The organism is Streptomyces sp. NPDC088910 (assembly GCF_044749865.1).
Lineage (GTDB): Bacteria > Actinomycetota > Actinomycetes > Streptomycetales > Streptomycetaceae > Actinacidiphila.
In genome coordinates this window covers 687186-710245 of sequence record NZ_JBIVIV010000001.1, presented here as the reverse complement: position 1 = coordinate 710245, position 23060 = coordinate 687186, and the positions used below count along the sequence as shown (strand labels likewise).

Annotated in this window: 16 protein-coding genes; 6 read left to right on the top strand and 10 right to left on the bottom strand. The window is 72.0% G+C overall.

What is annotated here, in order from left to right:
* Positions 1–122 precede the first annotated feature (122 nt).
* Positions 123–1190 carry a mechanosensitive ion channel domain-containing protein gene (locus tag ACIP4Z_RS03025; RefSeq protein ID WP_391046747.1) on the bottom strand — a complete coding sequence of 356 codons (1068 nt, stop codon included), beginning with the start codon at positions 1188–1190 and terminating at the stop codon, positions 123–125.
* Positions 1191–1422: 232 nt separating this feature from the next.
* On the opposite strand from ACIP4Z_RS03025, the gene ACIP4Z_RS03020 reads away from it, so the two are divergent.
* Entirely contained in the window at positions 1423–1959 is a 537-nt protein-coding gene (locus tag ACIP4Z_RS03020; protein WP_075016193.1) for an HNH endonuclease, read from the top strand.
* A 192-nt stretch (positions 1960–2151) separates the two neighbouring features.
* On the opposite strand, the gene ACIP4Z_RS03015 is transcribed toward ACIP4Z_RS03020, so the two are convergent.
* The 6 genes from ACIP4Z_RS03015 to ACIP4Z_RS02990 all read right to left on the bottom strand — a co-directional run bounded on the left by ACIP4Z_RS03015 (position 2152) and on the right by ACIP4Z_RS02990 (position 10335).
* A complete protein-coding gene (locus ACIP4Z_RS03015) occupies positions 2152–2655 on the bottom strand; it encodes a hypothetical protein (protein ID WP_401304612.1) in 504 nt (167 codons plus the stop codon).
* Between the two features lie 11 nt (positions 2656–2666).
* On the bottom strand, positions 2667–4604 hold the full coding sequence (locus ACIP4Z_RS03010) for an alpha/beta hydrolase (protein ID WP_401304609.1): 1938 nt from the start codon (positions 4602–4604) through the stop codon (positions 2667–2669).
* Positions 4605–4619: 15 nt separating this feature from the next.
* The gene (locus ACIP4Z_RS03005) at positions 4620–4910 is read right to left on the bottom strand and encodes a hypothetical protein (RefSeq protein WP_401304606.1); all 291 of its coding nucleotides are present in this window, start codon (positions 4908–4910) and stop codon (positions 4620–4622) included.
* 27 nt (positions 4911–4937) lie between these two features.
* Positions 4938–5969: a hypothetical protein gene (locus tag ACIP4Z_RS03000; RefSeq protein ID WP_401304603.1), complete on the bottom strand. Its 1032-nt coding sequence runs from the start codon at positions 5967–5969 to the stop codon at positions 4938–4940.
* 20 nt (positions 5970–5989) lie between these two features.
* The gene (locus tag ACIP4Z_RS02995) at positions 5990–6646 is read right to left on the bottom strand and encodes a hypothetical protein (protein ID WP_401304600.1); all 657 of its coding nucleotides are present in this window, start codon (positions 6644–6646) and stop codon (positions 5990–5992) included.
* A gap of 182 nt (positions 6647–6828) precedes the next feature.
* Positions 6829–10335 carry a beta-N-acetylglucosaminidase domain-containing protein gene (locus tag ACIP4Z_RS02990; RefSeq protein WP_401304597.1) on the bottom strand — a complete coding sequence of 1169 codons (3507 nt, stop codon included), beginning with the start codon at positions 10333–10335 and terminating at the stop codon, positions 6829–6831.
* A 373-nt stretch (positions 10336–10708) separates the two neighbouring features.
* On the opposite strand from ACIP4Z_RS02990, the gene malQ reads away from it, so the two are divergent.
* Positions 10709–12922 (top strand): 4-alpha-glucanotransferase, encoded by a 2214-nt coding sequence (gene malQ / locus ACIP4Z_RS02985; protein ID WP_401304594.1) that lies wholly within the window; start codon positions 10709–10711, stop codon positions 12920–12922.
* A 48-nt stretch (positions 12923–12970) separates the two neighbouring features.
* Complete coding sequence (locus ACIP4Z_RS02980; RefSeq protein ID WP_188282296.1) at positions 12971–13222, top strand: hypothetical protein; 252 nt, start codon at positions 12971–12973, stop codon at positions 13220–13222.
* A gap of 187 nt (positions 13223–13409) precedes the next feature.
* On the opposite strand, the gene ACIP4Z_RS02975 is transcribed toward ACIP4Z_RS02980, so the two are convergent.
* Positions 13410–13925: a MarR family transcriptional regulator gene (locus ACIP4Z_RS02975; protein ID WP_355337179.1), complete on the bottom strand. Its 516-nt coding sequence runs from the start codon at positions 13923–13925 to the stop codon at positions 13410–13412.
* Positions 13926–14062: 137 nt separating this feature from the next.
* Here ACIP4Z_RS02975 and ACIP4Z_RS02970 point away from each other — a divergent pair, with 137 nt between their 5' ends.
* Positions 14063–15382 carry an MFS transporter gene (locus ACIP4Z_RS02970; protein WP_401304590.1) on the top strand — a complete coding sequence of 440 codons (1320 nt, stop codon included), beginning with the start codon at positions 14063–14065 and terminating at the stop codon, positions 15380–15382.
* A gap of 288 nt (positions 15383–15670) precedes the next feature.
* On the opposite strand, the gene pepN is transcribed toward ACIP4Z_RS02970, so the two are convergent.
* Both pepN and ACIP4Z_RS02960 read right to left on the bottom strand, forming a co-directional pair.
* Complete coding sequence (gene pepN / locus ACIP4Z_RS02965; protein WP_355337183.1) at positions 15671–18244, bottom strand: aminopeptidase N; 2574 nt, start codon at positions 18242–18244, stop codon at positions 15671–15673.
* Positions 18245–18664: 420 nt separating this feature from the next.
* A complete protein-coding gene (locus tag ACIP4Z_RS02960) occupies positions 18665–18964 on the bottom strand; it encodes a hypothetical protein (protein WP_401304587.1) in 300 nt (99 codons plus the stop codon).
* Between the two features lie 591 nt (positions 18965–19555).
* On the opposite strand from ACIP4Z_RS02960, the gene ACIP4Z_RS02955 reads away from it, so the two are divergent.
* Together ACIP4Z_RS02955 and ACIP4Z_RS02950 are read left to right on the top strand one after the other, a co-directional pair.
* Positions 19556–20416: an ABC transporter ATP-binding protein gene (locus tag ACIP4Z_RS02955; RefSeq protein ID WP_401304584.1), complete on the top strand. Its 861-nt coding sequence runs from the start codon at positions 19556–19558 to the stop codon at positions 20414–20416.
* Positions 20413–23013 (top strand): FtsX-like permease family protein, encoded by a 2601-nt coding sequence (locus tag ACIP4Z_RS02950; RefSeq protein ID WP_401304581.1) that lies wholly within the window; start codon positions 20413–20415, stop codon positions 23011–23013. Before ACIP4Z_RS02955 ends, ACIP4Z_RS02950 begins: the two co-directional genes overlap by 4 nt.
* Positions 23014–23060: the final 47 nt, after the last annotated feature.

The following is a 23060-nucleotide window of genomic DNA, read 5'->3' as shown; positions in this document are numbered from 1 at the left end:
GTAGGCCCGCCATTGGCGGAGCGTCAAGGGGGGTCGACGGCAGGACGGCCAAGTCGTTATGAACGAAGCCCCCGGCGCCATCAGGGTGCCAGGGGCTTCGGCAAAGCGACAGGTGCCGGGGGTCAGCGCTCGCCGGAGGCGGGCGGCGGCACGGGCGCCGCGGGGCGCGCGTCCTCCACGGCGGTCTGCCGCCGCATCTCGGCCACCTCCGACGCGCCCTCGGGCACCGTCGCCTCGGTGACCTCCACCGTCGGCGTGCCGCCGGAGATCACGATGCCCGCCTCGTCGAACGCCCGCTTGATCCGCCAGCGCAGCTCACGGGCGACATCGGTGGCCCGCCCCGGCATCGTCTTGGCGTGCGTCTGGATCACCACGAAGTCCGTGCCGACCGACTCCAGGCCGAGGACCCGTACGGGCTCCCAGAGCATCTCGTCCCAGGGGTCCTCCTTGCCCATGTCCTCGCCGGTGGCCGCGATCACCTGGCGCGCCCGCTCAAGGTCCTCGCCCGCGCCGACCTGCACGTCCACCACGGCCGTCGCCCAGCCCTGGCTGAGGTTGCCGATCCGCTTGACCTCGCCGTTGCGCACGTACCAGATCTCGCCGTTGTCACCGCGCAGCTTGGTGACCCGCAGCCCCACCTCTATGACGGTGCCGCTGGCCACCCCCGCGTCGATCACGTCGCCGACGCCGTACTGGTCCTCCAGGATCATGAAGACGCCGGACAGGAAGTCCGTCACCAGATTGCGCGCGCCGAAGCCGATCGCGACCCCGGCGACCCCGGCGCTGGCCAGCAGCGGCGCCAGATTGATCTTGAGCACCGACAGCACGGTCAGCGCGGCCGTGCCCAGGATCAGGAAGGACGCCACACTGCGCAGCACCGAGCCGATCGCCTCGCTGCGCTGCTTGCGCCGCTCCGCGTTGACCAGCAGGCCGCCCAGCGCGGTGGAGGCCGCGGCCTCCGCGCCCCGGTTCATCCGGTCGATGAGTCTGCTGATCGTCCGCCGCACCACCGAACGCAGCACGATCGCGATGGCGACGATCAACAAAATGCGCAGCCCCGCGCTCAGCCAGCTCGCCCAGTTCTCCTGTATCCAGCCGCCGGCCCGGTAGACCGACGAATCACGGTCTCCGGCGGCGAGCGGGAACAGGCGGGACGGTACGGCGGCGGCGGTGGACGTCGCGGTGGGCACTGCGGAACCTCCGGTGGGAAACAAGCCTCCACACTAACGGGACGACCGATGCCGTCTCGTTGCCGTGCGGGAGGAGGGGCAGGCCACGATCGTGGGGATGAACACAGGTGTGCTGCAAAACACCCTCGGTCCGTTACCCGGGCATGGTGGCGCCATGGGCCGCCTTCCGGAGAGACTTAGGCCAGATCGTCCCGGCGCGAGCCACGCGCCGCCGGCGTTAAAGGAGGCATCCGTGCCGCATGTCCTGGTCCTGAACGCGTCGTACGAGCCGCTCGGCGTCGTACCGCTCCGCCGTGCGCTTGTCCTCGTGCTCAACAACAAGGCCGTCTGCCTCGAGGAATCCGGCGCCTATCTGCACAGTGAGACACAGGCGCTGCCCGCGCCCAGTGTCGTGAAGCTCACCAAATTCGTGCGAGTCCCCTTTCGGGGCACCGTGCCGCTGACCCGTAGGGCGCTGTTCGCCCGCGACGGCGGCAAGTGCGCGTATTGCGGAGCCGCCGCCACCAGCGTCGACCACGTCATTCCGCGCAGCCGGGGCGGCCAGCACGCCTGGGAGAACGTGGTGGCCGCGTGCAGACGCTGCAATCACGTGAAGGCCGACCGCCACGTGGCGGAACTCGGCTGGCGGCTGCGCCATCAACCCGCCCCGCCGTCCGGGCTCGCCTGGCGGATCATCGGGACCGGACATAGGGACCCGCGCTGGTTGCCATACCTGCAACCGTTCGGCGCGGACGACGCCCTGGCCCGGATCGACGGCATATCAGCCTGAGATCCGGGCTCAGCTATTTCCGGTATTCCCGGGAGGACGCTCCCGATCCGCGCGGATGCGGGTGCGGGAGCGTCCTCCGGGGAACGGCGCGTTACCACTGATGGCGTAAACTTCAGTGAGATGACGTGTGCATGTGCCCGCATATATATGCGGGCCTCCCGCCCTCGATGTCTGCGGACGGCGAGCAGCCTGCTACGACGAGCTGCCGGTCTTCGGGGGGTCGTGGGTGGTGAAGACGCAGTCCGAGTCGACACTGATGAACATGGACTTTTTGTCATCGTCCACTCCTACGGCCACCCCCCACGTGGAATGCGCTTCACTGGCGCTGACCCGGCCCGTCTGCGGTGGGCCGGGAAGGTAGCCCTCCTTCGCGAAATGGGCTTTGGCGGCGGCCAGGGCAGCCTCCGGGTCCTGCACGAGGACATCCAGTTTCAGGATGTAGGTGTATTCGAAGCGGTGATTACCCGGTGTTTCGGTTGAGCACTGCTTCCAGCCCTGGTGCTCGACCGACGTGTCGGCGGAGCCGATGACCGGGGTGAGGGCGTCGAGGGCCTGTTGGGTGAGCGTGTGTGCCTTCTTCTCGACCGAGTCGGGCGAGACGTTGCCGTTGTTCATCGCACCTCCGCACCCAGTTGCCGCCAGCACCATGAGGGTGCCGACCGCAGCGCTTTTCGCCATTCGCTCGCTCTTGCTCATGCTTCCCACCGCTAGAAGAAGTCGGTCACGGTTTTGATGGCGTTCTTGCCGCTGTCCTTCAAGTCGCTGCCGAGGTCCTTGGCATCGGTGCCCGCGCCGTGGAGGTCGCCGGTCAGGAGGTCACCGCCGATGTTGGCCACGTTGTTCTCGGCTTGCCCGAATTCGTGCAGGGCGTCGCCGGCGTCCTCCATCGGCTTGCCCCAGTAGCCTCCCACGTGGTGGCCGAGGTTCTGGAGGGCCGCTCCGCCGAACTCCGGAGCAGCGATGACAGGTACCGGCAGGTCCGCGAGGTTCGGGAGGACGCCGACCTTGTGCTCGGTCGGCATTGCCGTGACCCTGTCGGGCTGGCCGGTCACAATACGCGTCATGTTGTCCAGGGACGGACCTGGGTCCCAGTATTCACTGTGCGCGTGCCCGACGCGGGTGCCGTCACCGGCGTCGAAGGTCCGGCCGCCGAACGCCGTGGATGTCGGGTCGTTGCCGTATCTGACACTGTGGTCGTCGGTCCATTTCAACGGATTCAGCGGTGCCGAGATCTCGGGTACGGGGTCGAACTTCGCCTTGCTCGCCCACACGTGGCTGGGATCGAGGCCCAACTGCGATGCACTGTCCACGGTGACGCCCGGTGATCCGACGAAGATCACGTCGTCGGCCTTCATTCCGGCGTGCGCGAAGGCGTCACCGACGAGTGTGGAACCGTAACTGTGCCCGATCACCGTGAGATGGCCCGCGCCACGGTGGGTCGCCCCGAGGGAATTGACGAACGCGGCCAGTTTCGGGGCACCCGCGTCGGCGAAGCTCTGCGACGCCGGACCGGGAACGTCCCAGCCGGGTGCGTCGTAGCCGAGCCAGTAGACCGACGCGGTCGAGTGGGAATTCTGGCTGTTCGCCGACGCGTACAGCGTCTGCGCCCGGTTCAGATCTCCGTTGGCCTTGTCCAGGGAAGAACCCGTTCCGGGCACGTAGACGGCGGTGTTGGACGAAGTGTCAGGGTTGCCGAACGATACAGCCACGTGACCGTTGCCCACGTCGTCGAAGCCCAACAGGAAGACGTCGTCCTGGAAGTCGTATCTATGCTTATTGGTCAGCCGATCCCACAGATCTTTCAGCCGCTGCGGGCAGCCCGGCTTCCGCACCTCTGCCTGAAGCCTCAGCCGGTTCAGCCTGTCGGCCGCGCCGGCAGGCAGGCCCTGGGTCGAGTAGACGTCGGCGGCTGGGGCGTTGGCGTATTCGCGGGCCGCTACGGCCTGCTCGTCCGGGGTGAGGCTGTTCCACCAAATCGCCCGCAGCGCGGGATCGACGGGGACCGGGCCACCCTTACGTGTCGCCTCCTGCTGGACGAGCATGGACTCCTGCGCGGCGTCGATGTCCTGCCCGTACCAGCCCCTGTTCCCTGTCGGCAAGGGCAGCAGATTTTCCACCGTCCGAGCAAGGGCGCGAGCAGCATCGAGATATCGCTCGTGCAACTGCTCTGCCTGATGATGAACTCGGGATATCTCTTCCTGTAGTTGCTCAGGCGGTATCGATGGCGTCGGGGTCTGTCCGGGCGGAGCGGGGCTGGCCTGTAGCATCGGCACAGGGATGTTCTGCGGGCCGATGATTTGACACCGGCGCTTTTCGTCGAGCCCTGCGGCCCGAAGCTCCAGCGCGGCGGCCTCCCGCTGAAACTCGGTGAGTTGGCCCGCCCACCCCGTCAGCAGTGTCGCGTTGTCCTCGTACGAGGCCCGGAGTTTCCCGATCATGACGCGCTGAGCCGAAAGCTTGGACCGAAAGGCGTCCGCTGCCTTGCCCCGCCACCGGGCTTGCGCACCCTCAGTGCTGTCCAGCTTCATGGCTATCTTGATCATGAGGAATGCTGCGTCTTGCCATTCGCCCGCGAGCGTGGTGACGCCTTCGGGGTCGCCAGGAGTCGGGTCGAACCCAAGTGTCGGATAACGAGAGAGACCCACGGTTGTCTCCCTCCTTCACCGCGTCTGCGGCGCGTTGTCCGACAGTTGGTGGTCGGTGCGTTGGAGGGTGGGTCCGACCCGCTCGACGTCATCGATCCTGTCGCTGAGGTTCTTGCCAAGATCGGTGACGTCGTCGTATCGCGTACGGGTGTAGGTCGTCTGCTCATCCAGCAGCGGCGGCGCTCCCACCGGATCCAGATTCATGTGGTGCAAGGAGTGCTGGAGTGCTGTCAGTTCGAGAAGTGCTGTCCCAAGAGCGGCGCTCAGCGACTGCATGTCCGCTTCGTTGACGGTGAGATCCGTCATGGTGATTCCCCCCGAGTGCCGATGCGTTCAGCGGTTCACAACTACCGTTTGGTATTCGCGTACGAAAGCGTCCTGCGGAGTTCCGAAAGTTCCGTCCGGCAGAGCTACGGGCGTGGGCTGGCCGGTGCCGGTCCAGCTGATCTTCCACGTGACCGTGGCCTTGAGCGGGTAGGGGCCTTGGTTCTGGGTGGAGCGATGGTAGGTGACCCCGCACGGCGGATTGTTGCTGTCTGCTCCCTTGGCGTACGGGGTTCCGACGTTGCCGTGGGCGTCGATGGGGCAGTCCCCCGAGGCCGGAATGAGGGTGGCGTCATCGGTGCCGGGATCGATGTGCAGACCGATGGGGGTAGCCGTCGTCGTCGCCTCGATGCCGAGGACCGAGACGTAGGCCCGTACGGACACCGGGTGGAATGTCGTGTGGTCCATCCACACCCATGTGGCCACGTTCACGATGAGGGTGCCGTCCGGGTTGAGGTTCGCTTTGCCTTGCGGGATGAGGATCTGGGCATAGGCGAGCTGTGCGAGGATCTCCGGCGTGACGGCGTTCTTGACCGGCGGTGGAGGGGCACCCGTGTCGACCCAGAACGGCGGTTTGGTGCAATCGTCGGCGGCGGGATCGGTGAGTTGGTTCTCGTCGAAGAATGTGCCCCACCAGTAGCCCGTGCCCTGTTTGGCCAGGTTGAAATTGGTGTACGGGTGCCCGTTGACGTACCGGTCCCTGACCCACTGAGCGTCTTCCATGCCGGTGTGGTTCGGGCTGCGGTCATACCCCAGGAAGTCCCGAGCTGCGCCTTCGGAGTCGTACTTGGGGGCGTACCAGCACGCGGGTGGTGTCCAGTTGGAGACAGGGGTGACGGCGCCTGTTTTGGGACCAGTGCCGTTCTTGGAGAGGTCGAACTGGACGCCGGCGAGGGCTGAGATCTTTCCGCCGTCAGCGGTCCCCTCGGACTTGGGGTGAGCAGGTGGCTTGGCTCGCCCCTTGGTACCAGGCCCGCCGATCCCGGCATGGGCAATACCGGGCGTGACCGTCAGCAGCGTCACGGCTGCGGCCAGAGCCATAAGGGCCCTGGTAGGGGAGCTTACGGCTGGCATTCACTCGCCCCCCGTTTCGGCGTCACGCTGTTGAGAATCCACACGCCCTGACCGCTCTTGAGCAACCGCTCGTTGTAGAGCACGTAGTCATCCGCTGAGGCGCTGTCCTGGCTGACCTTGCCCGTCTTGGTTGACTTGACGAACGCCTTGGTCTCGTCGGAGCAGTAAATAACCACCGCGGATCCGTCACTCCGCAAAGTAACCTTGCGGTCGAAGTACCGGACAGTGCCGACCCAGGTGTCGCCCTTGTCCAGCCAACCCTGGACGAAGTCGATGGCGTCCCGCAGCGCCGTGCCGGAGTTGTAGAACTCCATGGCCGGTGTACGGGCCTTGCCCTCCAGGATGGCTGCGTATGCCGAGTCGACCGCATGCGATTCGTCAGCGAGAACCGCGTCCTTCTCCGGGTCTCCCGTGTGCTGGTCCGCGTACACCGTTTTGGAACCTGGCGGAAAGCTGATCACCGGGCGCTGGACGGTAGCCGTCGCACTCGCCGAAGGCGACGCGCTCGCGCTCGTCGTGGCCCTGGCCGGCGGTGTCGAGGCGATCTTGTCCGACCCGTTGTCCCCGTCGCTTCCGCCGCATGCGGTGAGCAGGATAAGTGCGGTGGTGGTCAGCGCGGCAGCCGGCACCGAACTTCGTGTCACGGACGAGTCCCCCTGTGTGGCAACGGCGTCGTCGTGAGGCGTGACGCCACTAGCGATGTGTTAGTGGCTCCTCACACTATGCGTTGCTCGTGAGGTGTCGGAAGCGGGTTTGCCCAACCGCGACACAAGCCACACAGGGTGTCCTCAGGCGTCCGCCGAAGCGCCTATGTGCCCGCCACCATTCAGTCCGCCACCGCGTACGCCTCGACGCCGAACAGCGAGTAGCCGAATTTGGTCGCCCGGCGCTCGCCCTGCACCCGCACGTACCGGGTGCCGTCCTGCGCGTCGAGCCACACCGTCTCGGTCCCGCCGCCGCCGTCGGTCACCGTGGCCGCCGTGTGCCAGGTCACTCCATCGGCGGAGGTCCGCACCTGATATCCGGCCGCGTACGCGTCCTGCCAGTGCAGGACGACCCTGCCGACCCGGGCCGGGGCCGCCAGCTCCACCTGCACCCAGGCGTGGTCGTCCACCGGCGAGGACCAGCGGGTCTCCGGGTCGCCGTCGGCCACCGCGGAGGCCGGGAAGTCCGGGGTCTCGTCACCCGAGGACGTCGCCGCGCCGCCGCGCAGCAGATCGGGCCCCGCGGTCCGCACCCGCGCCCGTACGGTGATCCGCCGCTCCACGGTGCGGCCCGCCACGGTGATCCGCACCGGCAGGCTGTACGTGCCGGGCGCCGTACCCGCGGGCACCGACACGCTCAGCGGCACCGCTCCCGCGGCGCCCCGCCGCAGCGGGACCGACGCGGGCGCGGTCGCCGTCGCCCCGCCCTTCAGTGCGGCCACCGAGACCGCCGCCTTCTCGTCGCGCGGCAGCCCCGAGGCCACCGACGCCGTCACCGGGACGGCGGAGCCGCCGATCTCGGCGTCCACCTCCGGCTGGTCGAACGTGACGCGCGGCGCCCCGGCGAACCACGGCACCACCTCGTGCACCCCGGCGCCGTCCGACAGCCGTACCGCGTCGGCGACGACCCCCGCGGGCAGCTCCGTCCAGTCCGCGGTCAGGCTGCCGATCCGCTGCCAGCCGCCGCCCGGGGTGTGCACCTCCACGGCCGCGGGCGCCTTGGTCACCCGGCCGGTGGCCGTGCGGGTGGGCGGGCCCGTGTCCCGTACGGCGATCGGATGCGGCCCGAAGGGGGAACCCGCCATCGGCCCCGGCGCCGGATCGACCGCGGCGGCGGGGGCGCCCGACCCCGTACGCGCACCGGACGCGGCGATCGTCACGCTGTCCAGCAGCCGCGCGCCGCCGAAGTCCACCGTCAGCGCGCCCGCGTCGGAATCCGCGGCGGTCGAGGTGGAGAGGTCGCCGTCCACCACGGCCGACGCGTCGTCGGGACCGCTGGCCGTCGGGGCCACCTCGCCGCTCACCGACACGGTGAACTCCCGCACCGTCACCGCCCCCGACTGCCCGTCGCTCGCGCGCAGCCGCACCTGGCGGGCGCGGGTGCCCGCGGGGAGCGTCGCCGAGATCACCGCCTGGTCGTGGTACTCGCCGACCCGGTGCCAGCCGGTGCCGTCGTCCGCGGACAGTTCGAGGACCGCGTCGTGCAGGAAGTCGTCGGAGCCGCTGCCGTCGCCCATCGCGATCCGCACCGAGCCGACCTGCTTGGCCGTCCCGAGATCGACCCCGAAGGAGTCGTCGGGCTGCGGGGGAGCGTTGCTCGACCACGCCGTGGAATTCTTGCCGTCCACCATCGCCGACGGGTCGGTGCCGCGCCCCGAGGCGAGCGTGGCCGTCGCGGTCCTGCCGTCCGCGCGCAGCCCCGACCAGGCGTCGCCGTCGTCGACCGCCCGCGACAGGAAGCCGTCGAGCACGTCCTCGCCGACCTTCGCCGTGCCCTGCGTCAGCGCCGCCCGGCCGCGGTCCAGCGACTGCCGGGCCTTCCAGGCCGCCGCGCCGTCGCCCGCCGCCTGCGCCACCAGCATGTCGACCGCGTGCCCGCCCGCCGTCCCGTACGCCGACAGCCGGTCCAGCCACGGCCGCACCTCGGCGCCGAAGGTGCCGTCGGCGAGCCCGCGCAGGGCGTGCGGCGCGCCGCTCATCACCGTGAAGGCCGACCGCAGCCGGGCCGCCGCCGCCGCCGTCAGCCGGGCGCGGTCGCCGGAGTCCAGCGCGGCCCAGAACTCCTTGGTCAGCGGGCGCAGATACGCCGACTCGTCGCCGCCGAGCGCCGACGACGCCTCGTTCCCCGCCAGCGCGCGCAGCGCCGCACGGGCCGCCTGATCCGGCCCCGCCAGGTCGTCGATCGCCGCCTGCCAGGAGGCCGCCGGGTCGTAACCGCGCGGATTCCAGGCGAAGTCCGCCGCCGTGAACAGCGGGATACGGGACGCGGCGGGCTGCTGCATCGCGCTCGCCAGCACCCCCGCCGAGACCGTCGCCACCGCGGGCTGACGGCCGGTGTACGGGCCGAGGAAGAGCCTGCCCGGCGCGAAGTCGTTCACCGGGTAGTTGTCCACCGTCACCAGCGGGTGCTTCAACGCGGCCGCCGCGTCCGCCACTTGGGTGCCGGTGATCCGCGCGGGCAGCACCCCGACACCGGTCCAGGCGACCGTCACGTCCGGGCTCAGCGCCTTCGCCAGCGCCGTGCGGTACGGGGTCGTGCCGTCCTGGTAGTACTCCGTGGGCAGCAGCGACAGATCGGCGCTGCCGTAGCGCCGCGCCAGATACGCGGCCACCACGTTGGCGACCTTCGCCTGGGCGCGCGCCGCCGCGTCGGGCCCCGAGCCGAACTCCCGCGCGTCCGCGCCGCAGTGCCACTCGCTGTAGCTCACGTCCTGGAACTGCAACTGGAACGCCCGCACGCCCAGCGCCCACATCGCGTCCAGCTTCCGCTCCAGCGCCCGCTGGTCGGACTTCGACGAGAAGCACATCGCCTGCCCGGGGGCCACCGCCCACGCCAGCGTCACATGGTCCCGCGCCGCCCGCTCCGCCAGCGCCCTGAAGTCCGCGCGCCGGCCCGCCGGATAGGGGTCGCGCCACTGCGCCTGCCGGTACGGGTCGTCGCCCGGCGCGTACAGATAGCGGTTCTGCTTGGTCCTGGCCAGGAAGTCCAGTTGCGACAGCCGCTGGTACTGCGTCCACGGCACGCCGTAGTACCCCTCGGTCACCCCGCGCACCGCCGCCGTCGGCCAGTCGCGTACGACCACGCCCGCGAAGCCGCGCTCGCCGCCGCTGTCGCTGGTCACGAGCTGACGCAGCGTCTGCGCCGCGTGGAACAGGCCGTCCTCGCCCGCTCCGGCCAGCGCCACCGTGCCGCCGTCCACCGCGAGCCGGTAGCCGCCGGACGCCAAGTCGTCCTGCTCGGGGGCCTTGAGCGCGGTCAGCCGGGGCTGCGCCGCGTCGCCCGCGTAGACGGTCAGCCCGGACCCCGGCGTGTCCGACCTGCGGATCTCCTGAGCGCCCGCGCCGCGCAGCGCGTCCTCGATCACATCGAGCGCGTACGGGTCGGCGTCCGTGCCCGCGACCAGCGTCACCGTCCTCGTCACGCGCGCGAACTGCCCCTGCGCGCGCAGACTCTGAGGGCGCGGCCACACCGCCGGGGGCCGCGGGGAGGCCGCGGTGTCCGTCCTGGTCCCGGCGGGCGGTGTGCTCGGCGGCGCGGGAGCGGCGGTCGCGGCGGGCGACTGGGCCAGCCAGCCGCCGATGAACGTGGCCGCGATGGCTGCGGCGGAACTCCTCCGGAGGGCCTGCACGGTTCCTCCTTGCGGAGTGCTGCACCGACGACGGACGCCGAGCCCATCACTCCTCGCGGTGCGGTGTCAATGTGGCTGGAGTTTCCTCCGCTTTGCCGCCGGCTTCCGTCCGCCTCCCGGTCGCCTCGCTGCCGCCTTCCGCCGCCTTCCGCCGCAGGCAGGGGGCGGGAGGGTCACGGGCGGCCCTTTCGGCGCGTCGCGGACGGGCCGCGGGCCGCCTTCCGGAACTCCCCTCGAACGAGCGGCGCGGCGCGCCTCCGGGTACAGCGCGCGGCGTCGGGGTAGGGGTCAGTGCGGCTCCCGGGACAAACCCGTGCGAGCGAGGACGCGTGACCGACCGATCAACCCCTTGACTGACGAATGCGGAGGCCCGATGGACCGGGTGCGGCTTGCCGGGCTCTATGGCGTGGACGTGACGTACCGGCCGGCACCCGGGCGGGAGGTCCCGGTGCCGGAGGAGACGGTCGTCGCCGTCCTCGCGGCGCTCGGCGTGGACGCCTCGACGCCCAGCGCGGTCAAGTCCGCCCTCACGGCGTACGAGACGCGCCGGGCCAACCGGCTGCTCCCGCCGTGCACGGTGCTCAGATCGGGCCGCGGCACACTCGCGCAGACGCTGCGCGCACTGCCCGAGGACACCCGGCTCACCGTCGAGACCGAGACGGGCGAGGCGCTGGACCCCGCCGTGACGCCCCCGCCGGGGCGGTACGCGCTGCGCGCGGCCACCGCCGACGGACGTACCTCCAGAGGCGACCTGATCGTGGCGCCCGAGCGGTTGGCGGGCCCGACGGGACGCGCCTTCGGCTTCATGGCGCAGCTCTACTCCACGCTCTCGCAGCGCTCCTGGGGCATGGGCGACCTCGGTGACCTCGCCGACCTCGCCGCCTGGTCGGGACGGACGCTGGGCGCCGGATTCGTCCAGATCAACCCGCTGCACGCGGCCGCCCCCGGCCCGCCCACCGACCCCTCCCCGTACCGCCCGTCCTCCCGCCGCTTCCCCGACCCGGTGTACCTGCGGATCGAGGAGGTGCCGGAGTACGCGTACCTGTCCGGCGAGGCCAGGGAGAAGGCCGACGCGCTGTCCCGCAGGGCCGCCGCGCTGCGCGACACCGTGCTGCTCAAGGACGCGCTGATCGACCGGGACGCGGTCTGGGCGCTGAAGGCCGAGGCCCTGGAGCTGCTGCGCGAGGTGCCGCTGAGCCCCGGCCGCCGCGCCGCCTACGTCGACTTCCTCGCCGAGCAGGGCCAGGCCCTCGACGACCACGCCACCTGGTCCACCCTGGCCGAACTGCACGGCGCCGACTGGCACAAGTGGCCCGCGGGGCTGCGCGACCCGCGCTCGCCGCAGGTCGCGCGGGCCCGCAGCGAGCACATGGACCGGGTCGACTTCCACTGCTGGCTGAGCTGGCTGACCGACGCCCAACTCGGCGCCGCGCAGCGGTCCGCGCGGGACGCGGGCATGACCATCGGCGTCGTGCACGACCTGGCCGTGGGCGTGCACCCCGCCGGTTCCGACGCCTGGTCCATGCAGCACGTCCTGGCCACGGGCATGTCGGTGGGCGCGCCGCCCGACGCCTTCAACTCCCGCGGCCAGGACTGGGGTCTGCCGCCCTGGCGCCCCGACGCGCTGGCCGCGACCGGCTACGCGCCGTACCGCGACCTCATCGCGCGGATGCTGCGGCACGCGGGCGGCCTGCGGATCGACCACGTCATGGGGCTGTTCCGGCTCTGGTGGGTGCCGGAGGGCCGCCCGCCGACCGAGGGCGCCTACGTCCGCTACGACGCGGAGGCGATGCTCGGCCTGCTGGCCCTGGAGGCGCACCGCGCGGGCGCGGTGGTGATCGGCGAGGACCTGGGCACCGTCGAGCCCGGCGTGCGCGAGGAGTTGGCGGGCCGCGGCATCCTCGGCACCTCGGTGATGTGGTTCGAACGCGATTACGAGGGGACCGGGCCCGAGGGCGGCGACGGCCGTCCGCTGATGCCCGAGGCGTGGCGCGAGTCGTGCCTGGCGACCGTCACCACCCACGACCTGCCCAGCACGGCGGCCCGGCTCACCGGCGAACACGTCGAGCTGCGGCACCGGCTCGGGCTGCTGACCCGCCCGCTCGCGGAGGAGGAGGCGGCCGACGCCGCCGAGGTCGCGGAGTGGCTGGCGCTGCTCGGCCGGCTCGGGCTGCTGCCGGAGGGCGCGGTCGACGAGGAGGCGGTGGTGAAGGCCGTTCACCGCTTCCTGGCGCGTACGCCCGCGAGCATGGTCGGCATCTGGCTGCCGGACGCGGTCGGCGACCGCCGCCCGCAGAATCTGCCCGGCACCTGGGACCAGTACCCGAACTGGCGGCTGCCCGTCGCCGACGCCGACGGCACCCCGCTCACCCTGGACCGGATCGCCGTCTCGCCGCGGCTGTACGCGCTCGTGGACGACGTACGGCAGGCGATGGCGGAGGCGGGAGACAAGGCGGTCGCGGCGGCGGCCGGGAGCCCGGCGACCGCCGGGGCCGGGGCCGGGGCGGCCGTCGCGGCCGGGAGCGGGCCGGCCGTCGTGGCCGGGGCCGGGGCGGCGGAACACCCGGAAGGCCCGGAACACCCGTAAGGACACCCCGGGCGCGCGGCCCGTGAGGGGCTTCACTACATTGAGGGCGTGGACAAGAAGCTCACCAAGAAGGCCGTGCGCGCCGGAGTCATCACCGCCGGTACGACGCTCATGCTGCTCATGTCGACCCCGGCGTTCGCGCTCGCCCGCGACGACGGCGACGACCCGGGTTCCGGCCTGAGCGTCATCGAGACGCTCAGCCTGTTCGTGCTCGCCCCGCTCGTCCTGTTCGGGGTCATCGCGGGTCTGGTCATGGTGACCGACAAGACCCGCAAGGAGCAGGAGCACCCGAAGCAGTAGCCGCGGCACTCGGCCCTCGGGCCCCTTCGCCCCCTCGGCGCCGGACTTCCCGGCGCGCCAGGGGGCTTTGTGCTGCCCGCGCGGCGTCGGGCCCGCGGGCGGGTGACGGGTCTGCGGGTGCCGGGTCTGCGCGTGACGGGTCCGCGGGTGGCGGGTCTGCGCGTGGCGGGTTTGGGGGTGGCGGGTCTCAGCGCCGGGCGCCCGGTTCCGCCGACGCGGCCAGCAGCAGCCGCAGCAGGTCGGCGAGCTGTTCCGCCTGCGCCGGTTCGACGGCGTCGAGCGTCGCCTTCTGGAGGGCGAGCCCGGCGCCGACCGCCTGGTCGATCACCCGCAGCCCCTTCTCGGTGAGGGAGACGCGCAGGCCGCGGCGGTCGTTCGGATCGGGCGCGCGGTCCAGCAGCCCGGCCCGCTCCAGCTTGTCCAGCCGGCCGGTCATCCCGCCGGTGGTGAGCATCAGGGCGGCCGAGAGCTGCCGGGGCGAGAGGGTGTACGGCTCGCCGGAGCGGCGCAGCGTCGCCAGCACGTCGAACTCGCCGCGGCCGATGCCGTACCGCTGGTACTCCTTCTCCATCCGGTCGCCCATCAGGCGCGCGATCCGGTAGATCCGGCCGAAGACGGCCATCGGGAGCGTGTCGAGGTCCGGGCGCTCGGACTTCCACTGACCGGTGATGGCGTCGACGACGTCGAGGGGTTCCTGAGTCATGGCCTCAGTATCGGGGCGGGGTCGCTCGACGGCAAGAAAGTAGCTTACAAGTAAGTAGCTTAGTGCTAAGCTATCTTCTGTCGACCTGACCGGTCGGCCTTCGTTCGGAACCGGAACCGGGATCGGGGAGCTTCACCATGTCGCTGCCGCGTACGCGAGCCACCACCGCACGACCCGCCGTCGCCCGGATTCCGGGGGAGCGGGCCCTGCTCGGGGCGATGGGCGTCGACTCGGTCGGCTCCGGGATGTACATCCCCTTCAGCCTGGTCTTCTTCCACCACATCACCGGGCTCTCCTTCGCCGTGGTCGGCGCCGTCCTGACCGTCGTCGGACTCATCGGCATGGGCGCCCTGCCGCTCGCCGGGACCGCCGTCGACCGCTACGGCGCCCGCCGCGTCCAACTCCTGCTCTACGGGGTGCGCGGCGCCGGATTCGCGCTCTATCCCTTCGCGACCTCACTGCCCGCCTTCGCTGTCGTGGCCCTCGGCACCGCTTTCGGCGACCGCGCCTTCCCCGCCGTCCAGCAGGCGTACATCGGCGAGGTCGCAAGCGGCCTCGACCGCGACCGCCTCCAGGCCGCCGCCCGCGCCCTGCGCAACGCCGGGCTCGGCGCCGGGGCGCTGCTCGCCTCGCTGGTCATCACCGTCGCCGGTGACCGCGGCTTCACCGCTGCCGCCTGGCTCAACGCGCTGAGCTTCGGCGTCGCCGCCCTGCTGATACGGAGTATCCGCGCCCCGCGGGTGCCGGACGGTTCCGCGACGGCCGAGCGGCCCGCCGCCGCCGGTTACCGGCTCGTCCTCGCCGACCGGGCCTTCCTCGGCCTCACCGCCGCCAACTTCCTCACCGCGCTGGGCTATTCGGCGCTCGCCGTGCTCTTCCCGCTCTTCATCGCGGGCACCCTGAACGGCCCGCAGTCGCTGACCGGCGCGGCCTTCACCGTCAACACCGTGCTGTGCGCCGTCGGCGGCGTCCACGTCGCCCGGCGCGTCCGCGGGCGCGGCGCCCGCCGCACCCGGTCCGCCGCGCTCGGCGCGGTGATCTTCGCCGCCGCCTTCGTGGGGCTCGGGGTGTTCGGCGCGGTACGGCCGCAAGCCGGATGGGCCGTCGCCGGTGGGGTGTTCGCGCTGGTGGCGCTCTACACGGTCGCCGAACTGGTGCACAATCCGTCCTCCAGCGCGCTCGCCGTCGCCGCCGCCCCCGAGGCTCTGCGCGGGCGCTACATGGCCACCTACCAGCTCTCCTGGTCCCTGGCCGCGACCCTCGCCCCTTCGCTCTTCACGGCCCTCTTCGCCGCCGACTCCCGGCTTCCCTGGGCCCTGCTCACCTTCACGGCGCTCTGCGCCGCCGCCCTTCTCCTCCGCCTCGAGCCCCGACTTCCCGCTGCCGCGGTCCGCCTCGCCCCCCTCCCGGCGCCCCCTTGCCCGACGCCCACCCCGGCCCCGGCCCTCGCGGCCTAGCCTTGGGTTCACCTTGCGCGGGACGTGCCTTTCCGGGGCGCGGCCCCGGTGCGTTCACCTTGCGCGGGACCTGGTCTTTCGGGGCGCGGCCCCCGTGCGTTCACCTTGCGCAGGGCCTGGCTTTTAGGGGCGCGGGGAACTGCGCGACAAGCCCCCACCGGCGGGTGGTCCGGCGACAAGCGAACTGCCCCGCCGGGGCGGGTGGTGACCCGCAGGAGGGCGGCAGCCGCACCGGGGCCCCGGACCGCGACGGCGGTCCGGGGCCCCGGTGGCAAGAAGGCCGGACGGTCAGCCGGCGGCGGCGGCGTCGGCAGCCTGGGCCCGCAGCGAACGCTCCACACTGGAGCGGGACTCCACGACCAGGCGACGCAGCGCCGGGGCCGGATCGGCCGACGCCAGCCAGGCGTCGGTGGCGTCCAGGGTGGCCTGCGAGACCTGGAGAGCCGGGTAGAGGCCGACCACGATCTGCTGGGCCATCTCGTGGCTGCGCGAGTCCCACACGTCCTTCACCGTCGCGAAGTACCGCTCGGTGTACGGCGCCAGCAGCTCGCGCTGGTCGGTCTGCACGAAGCCGCCGATCACCGCCTCCTGCACGGCGTTCGGCAGCTTGTCGTCCTCCACGACAGAGGCCCAGACCGCCGCCTTGACCTCGGCGCTCGGCCGCGCCGCCCGTACCGCCGCGGCGTGCTGCTCGCCCGCCGAGGTCGGGTCGAGCGCCAGCTCCGCGTCGATCGCCTTCTCGTCCGCGCGGCCGGTCGCCGCGAGCCGGGACAGCAGCGCCCACCGCAGATCCGTGTCGACGGCCAGTCCCTCGTACGTCACCGTGCCGTCCAACAGCCCGGCCAGTACATCCAGTTGGGCGTCGGTGCGGGCCGCGAGGGTGAACGCGCGTGCCCAGGCGAGCTGGTGGTCGCTGCCCGGCGCCGCCGTCCGCAGGTGCTCCAGCGCCGCCTCGGTCCACCGCGCCAGGCCGGTGTCGCGCCAGGCCGGGTCGGCGTACAGGTCGAGCGCCAGCTTCGCCTGCCGGTGCAGCGACTGCACCACACCGATGTCGGTCTCCTTGCCGATGCCCTGCAGCACCAGCTCCAGGTAGTCACGGGCGGCCAGTTCGCCGTCCCGCGTCATGTCCCAGGCCGACGCCCACACCAGCGCGCGCGGCAGCGACTCCGTGAAGTCCCCGACGTGGTCGCGGACCACGGCCAGCGACTGCTCGTCCAGCCGCACCTTCGCGTACGACAGGTCGTCGTCGTTGAGCAGGATGACGGCCGGGCGCGGCGTCCCCGCGGGGAACGGCACCTGCGTCGACTCGCCAACGACGTCCAGCTCGACGCGCTGGGTCCGTACCAGCTTGCCGTCCACGAGGTCGTACGCGCCGACCGCGATCCGGTGCGGGCGCAGCACGGCCTCGCCCTTCGCGCCGACGGGCAGCGCCGGGGCCTCCTGCCGTACCGCGAGCGAGGCGACCGTACCGTCCTCGGCCACCGTCACCTCCGGCCGCAGCACATTGATGCCCGCCGTCTCCAGCCACGCCTTCGACCAGGTCTTCAGGTCGCGCCCCGAGGTCTCCTCCAGCGCGCCCAGCAGATCCGCCAGCCGCGTGTTGCCCCACGCGTGCCGCTTGAAGTACGCCTGCACGCCCGCGAAGAACTCGTCCTCGCCCACGTACGCGACGAGCTGCTTCAGCACCGAGGCGCCCTTGGCGTACGTGATGCCGTCGAAGTTGACCAGCACGTCGTCCAGGTCGTTGATCTCCGCCATGATCGGGTGCGTGGACGGCAGTTGGTCCTGCCGGTACGCCCACGTCTTCATCGAGTTGGCGAAACTCGTCCACGAGTGCGGCCACTTCGAGCCCGGCGCGTACGCCTGGCAGGCGATCGAGGTGTACGTGGCGAACGACTCGTTCAGCCACAGGTCGTTCCACCACTCCATGGTGACCAGGTCGCCGAACCACATGTGCGCCAGCTCGTGCAGGATCGTCTCGGCCCGCGTCTCGTACGCGGCGTCCGTGACCTTCGACCGGAACACGTACTGGTCGCGGATCGTCACCGCGCCCGCGTTCTCCATCGCGCCCGCGTTGAACTCCGGCACGAAGAGCTGGTCGTACTTCGGGAAGGGGTACGCGTACGCGAACTTCTCCTCGAACCAGTCGAAGCCCTGCCGGGTGACCTCGAAGATCGCCTCGGCGTCCAGGTACTCCGCCAGCGAGGGACGGCAGTAGATGCCCAGCGGCACGCTGCGGCCGTTCCCCTCCCAACTGCTGTGCACCGACGCGTACGGGCCGACGATCAGGGCCGTGATGTACGACGAGATGCGCGGGGTCGGCGCGAACACCCACACGCCGTCCGCCGGGGGCTCGGGCGTCGGGGAGTTCGAGATCACCGTCCAGCCGGCCGGGGCCTGGACCGTGAAGGCGAAGCTCGCCTTCAGATCCGGCTGCTCGAAGCTGGCGAAGACGCGGCGGGCGTCCGGTACTTCGAACTGCGTGTACAAATATGCTTGCTTGTCGACCGGGTCGACGAACCGGTGCAGGCCCTCGCCGGTGTTGGTGTACGCGCAGTCCGCGACGACTCGCAGCTCGTTCTCGCCGGAGCGCAGGCCGGGCAGCGCGATCCGCGAGTCCTTGAACGCGGCTGCCGCGTCCAGGGGCTCGCCGTTGAGCACCACCTCGTGCACGAGGGGGGCGACCAGGTCGATGAACGTTTCCGCTCCCGCCTCGGCGGCCTCGAACCGTACGGTGGTCACCGACCGGAAGGTGCCGCCCTCCTGGGCGCCGCGCAGGTCCAGCTCGATGTCATAAGCGTCCACGGTGAGCAGGCGCGCACGCTCCTGCGCCTCCTCACGCGTGAGGTTCGTACCAGGCACGGTGGCCCACTCCTTCTCGTCAGATGAGACGCCCATCCTCGCACGGCACGTTTCCGTTCCACGGCTCGCCGCCAGGGCTTTGTCTTTTCCCGCCCGCCCACCCGTGCGGGTGCTTTGTCGTCTGCGGGTGCCGCTTGTGCCTGGGTCGGTGCCGGTCCGGGGCACCTCCTCGAAATGCGGCTACCTGGTACCTGTGTATCCGGTGCCGTTCTTGTCACCGCATTTCTGCGGGGGCACCCCGGCCCGTCCCCTCCGGGTACGTCGGCGTCCGCCTGTCCGGTGGGGGTGGCCGGGGGGTGGGGTGGGCGTAGGTACGTCGACGTCCGGCGGTCCGGTGGGGGTGGCCGGCGGAGGGAGGCAGTGGGGGGTGAAGCCCGTCGGCGGTGGTCTCTCCGCTGCCGTGGCAGGGACGGGGGTGGGCTACGGGATGGTGTCGGGAAGGTCTGGGGCAGCGGTGTCGGCTACGAGTTCGGCGAGCTCGAAGCGGTACTCGAGTTGTTTCATGTACCCCTCGACACGGAGGACGTACGTCCGCTCGGAGCACTTGAACGCCTGCCTGCGCCGGGGTTTGCGCACGTCGCGGTCGAAGGTGTTCACCAGGTTGAGGAAGACGCCCGGCGCTTCCTCATGGCTGGCCTCGAACTCGGTGAGGGTGTCAACCCGATAGGGCCCGTGAGGCGAACCGCCGACCGGACTTATCAGGACCATCCATCGGGCCACGCCAACTCCTCGCCCATCGCATGAGAGTGATCAACACCCCCCATTCCACCCGACCCTGCCAACGATCACCAACGCCCCCCAGCCCCCACCCGCCAGCAGCCCCTTGGCCCCCACCGACGCACCCGAGCCCACCCACCCCCCACGGCCAGGCGGACGCCGATGTACCCGAGCCCACCACCCCCCTCCCGGCACCCCCACCGGCAGGCGGGCGCCGACGTACCCGAGCCCACCCGCCCACCCCCCTCCCGGCAACCCCCACCGACCGTCGGACGCCGACGTACCGGGAGGGGACGGGCCGGGGTGCCCCCGCAGAAATGCGGTGACAGGGAGGGTGCCGGATACCCACGACCAGGTAGCCGCATTTCGAGGAGGTGCCCCGGACCGGCACCGACCAGGCACAAGCGGCACCCGCAGACGGAGAAAGCACCCGCACGGGTGGGCGGGCGGGAAAGACAAGACAACGGCGGCAGCCGTCACGCCGGGACGGGGGTTGTCCCCACCATGGGGACGCCAGGGGACGCCATGGTTCGGGCGAGCGCGGCTCCGTAGCGTCGAGAGGGTCGGGAAACGAACTGAGCTGAGGGGAAAGAGATGGCGTCGCGGCGCGAACGCAAGCGGGCACAGAAGGCGGCGGACGCCGAAACGACAGGCACGCCAGCCACGCCGTACGCGGTGGAGCTGAGAGAAGTGCGGCGCACATACGGCCGCGGCGAGGCCGCGGTGCACGCGCTGCGCGGCATCGATCTGGGGCTGCCCCGCGGCAGCTTCACGGCGGTGATGGGCCCCTCCGGCTCGGGGAAGAGCACGTTCCTCCAGTGCGCGGCCGGACTGGACAAGCCGAGCGCCGGGCAGGTGCTGCTGGGCGGGGTGGAGATCACCGCGCTGAGCGAGAAGCGGCTGACGGAGCTGCGGCGCAGCCGCATCGGGTTCGTGTTCCAGTCGTTCAATCTGCTGCCGTCGCTGACCGTGCAGCAGAACGTCCAGCTCCCGCGGCGCCTGGCGGGCGAGCGCCCCGACCGGCGCCGGGTGGCGGAGCTGCTGGCCCAGGTGGGCCTGGAAGGCCACGGAAGGCGCCGCCCCGGCCAGCTCTCCGGCGGGCAGCAGCAGCGCGTGGCCATCGCGCGGGCGCTGGTCACGGAGCCTGACGTGATCTTCGCGGACGAGCCGACGGGGGCGCTGGACACGGGGACGGCCCGCGAGGTGCTGGGGCTGCTGCGGCACGCGGTGAACGGGCTCGGCGCGACCGTGGTGATGGTGACGCACGACCCGGTGGCGGCGTCGTACGCGGACCGCGTGCTGTTCCTGGCGGACGGCTCGTTCGCTGACGAGCTGTGGCACCCCGAGCCGACGGCGGTCGCGGACCGGATGGTGGCGCTGACCCAGCGCGAGACCCAGCGCGAGACCCGGCGCGAGACCGGGCGCGGCGCGGGACGGGTGGGGGCGGCGGCATGAACGGCCTGGCCCGCGCCTCCGTGCGCTTCAGGCCCGCGTCCTTCGTGGGCACCTTCGTCGCGCTGCTGTTCGCGTCCGCCGTCATCACGGCGTGCGGCAGCATGCTCCAGACCGGGATCACGGCGCATGTGAAGCCGGTGCGGTACGCGGCCACGCCCGTCGTGGTGGCGGCCGACCCGTCGGCGCGGATCACCACGGGGCACGGCGACGACGCCGACAGCGACGCGGCGTCGCTGCCGGACCAGCCCCGCGTGGACACGGCGCTCGCCGACCGCATCGCCCGCGCGCCGGGCGTGTCGGCGGCCGTACCCGACACGGCCTTCCCGGTGCAGTCGAAGACGCTGCCGCCGCTGACCGGCCGCGACTGGTCGGCCCACGCGATCGACGCGAGCACGGTGGTGCGGGGGCGGGCACCCGGTACGGGCGAGGTCGCCCTGGCGGCGGCCACCGCCCGGGCGGCGCACGTCGGCGTCGGCGACACCCTCACGCTGACCGCCCCGACGGGCGCGACCACGTACAAGGTCTCGGGCCTGACCGACACGGAGACCAGCACCGGCGCCGGCGCGAAAGACGGCACCAAGGCAAGCGCTACAGCAAGCGCTACAGCAAGCGCCACGGCCGGCGCCTCGGCCTACTTCGCCGACCCCGTCGCCGACCGCCTGTCGGGACACCCGGGCCGCACCGACGCCATCGCCGTGCTGCCCGCCAAGGGCGTCAGCACGGACGAGCTGGCCCGGCAGGTGAAGGCCGCGGTCAAGGGCGCCCCCGGCGACCCGGCGAAGGTACGCACCGGCGACGGCCGCGGTCTCGCCGAGCACCCGGAGCTGGCCGAGGGCAAGGAGATGCTGACGGCCATCGGCGCCTCGTTCGGCGGGATCGCCACGGCGACGGCCGTGTTCGTGGTGATGGGCACCGTCGCGCTGGCGATCGGGCAGCGCGGCCGGGAGATCGCGCTGCTGCGCGCCGTCGGCGCGACCCCGCGGCAGATCCGCCGCACCGTGGCGACCGAGGCGATGCTGGTGGCGCCGATCGCGGGCGCCGCGGGCATCCTGCCCGGCGTGGCGCTGGCCCGCTGGTGGGTGAGGCAGCTCGTCCACCGGGACGCCGTCCCGGCCGGGGTGACGCTCAGCACCGGCTGGATCCCGATGGTGAGCGCGGTCGGCGCGGGCCTGCTCGCGGCGCTGGCCGCCGGATATCTGGCCGCCCGCCGCCCGTCGAAGGCCCGGCCGAGCCAGGCGCTCGGCGAGGCCGCGGTGGAGCGCCGCAGGCCCGGCGTCATCAGGACCGTGCTCGGCGCCGCGGCCGTCGCGGGCGGCTGCGTCCTGGCCGCCGTCGCCGCGCACACCACGGGCGAGGACGCCGCGAACGTCGCCCTCGGCATCGTCTTCTGCTTCATGGTCGGCGTGGCCTTCCTCGGGCCCGTCGTGGCCTGGGCCGCCGCCGCGCTGCTCGGCCTGCCGCTGCGCGCGGGCGGCGCCGCCTCGCAGCTCGCCGCCGCCAACAGCCGGGCCAACGCCCGCAGGCTGGCCTCCGCGATCACCCCGATCGTGCTGGTCACCGCCTTCTGCGGCACGCTCCTGTGCATGCAGGGCTCGCTCAAGCACGAGGCTGCCCACCAGATCAAGGACGGCGTCGTCGCCGACCAGGTGCTCGGCTCGTCCGGCGCGGGGGTGCCCGCCGACACCGCGCAGCGCGCCGCGAAGGTGCCCGGCGTGGACGGCGCGGTCGGCGTCCTGCGCACCGGCGCGCTCTACCGGGCTTCCGGCTCGCTCAACTCCGCGTCCCTGCTGGGCGTTTCCGGAGACCCGGGCAAGCTGCCCGACGTCCTCCAACTGGGCGTCAAGACCGGCTCGTTGAGCGCGCTGACCGGTGACGGCCGGACCGTCGCCGTGGATTCGCTGCTCGCCGGTACGGCGAAGGTGAAGGTCGGCGACCGGATCCCGCTGTGGCTCGGCGACGGCACCCGGGTGCGGCCCACGGTCGTGGCGACGTACGAACGCGGCCTGGGCATCGGCCAGTTGCTGATGCCGCGCACGGCGGTGGCCGACCACGCGCGGACGGCGTACGACACGCAGGTGCTGGTGCACGACGCGCCCGGCGCGGACCGTACGGCCGTCGCGCGGGACCTGTCGCGGCTGGGCGTCGCCGGGCTCACGGTCACCGACCGCGCCGGGTACCGCCAGCAGGCCGACAAGGAGCTGGAGTTGAACGCCTGGGCGAACAGCGTCATGGCCGCCGTCCTCGGCGGATTCGCCGCGGTCGCCGCCGCGAACACGCTGGTGATGACGGTGCTGGACCGGCGCCGCGAGGTCGCGCTGCTGCGGCTGGCGGGCACCACGCGCCGCCAGGTGCTCGGCATGGTCCGCCTGGAGGCGCTGCTGGTCGCCGCGGCCGGGCTGCTGATCGGCGCTGCCATCGCGTGGATCACCCTCGTCCCGATCGCCCGCGGTCTGACCGGCGCGAGCCCGTACATCCCGCCGGGCACGGCTCTCGGCCTCGCGGGCGCCGCGACGGTCATCGGCCTGCTCTCCACCGCCCTTCCGGCCCGCGCGCTGCTGCGCGCCAACCCGGCGGCGGCGGGCGCGGCCCGCGAATAGCCCACCGGACACGGTGAGTTGAACGCGTTCGGTGCAGCGGACAGGGC

Excerpts from the sequence above, each read along its gene's own strand:
- ACIP4Z_RS02950 (WP_401304581.1), top strand. The coding sequence starts at position 20,413 with ATGAACGGCCTGGCCCGCGCCTCCGTGCGCTTCAGGCCCGCGTCCTTC.
- ACIP4Z_RS03005 (WP_401304606.1), bottom strand. The coding sequence starts at position 4,910 with ATGACGGATCTCACCGTCAACGAAGCGGACATGCAGTCGCTGAGCGCC.
- ACIP4Z_RS03015 (WP_401304612.1), bottom strand. The coding sequence starts at position 2,655 with ATGAGCAAGAGCGAGCGAATGGCGAAAAGCGCTGCGGTCGGCACCCTC.
- ACIP4Z_RS02975 (WP_355337179.1), bottom strand. The coding sequence starts at position 13,925 with ATGACTCAGGAACCCCTCGACGTCGTCGACGCCATCACCGGTCAGTGG.
- ACIP4Z_RS02955 (WP_401304584.1), top strand. The coding sequence starts at position 19,556 with ATGGCGTCGCGGCGCGAACGCAAGCGGGCACAGAAGGCGGCGGACGCC.
- ACIP4Z_RS02970 (WP_401304590.1), top strand. The coding sequence starts at position 14,063 with ATGTCGCTGCCGCGTACGCGAGCCACCACCGCACGACCCGCCGTCGCC.
- ACIP4Z_RS03000 (WP_401304603.1), bottom strand. The coding sequence starts at position 5,969 with ATGGCTCTGGCCGCAGCCGTGACGCTGCTGACGGTCACGCCCGGTATT.
- malQ (WP_401304594.1), top strand. The coding sequence starts at position 10,709 with ATGGACCGGGTGCGGCTTGCCGGGCTCTATGGCGTGGACGTGACGTAC.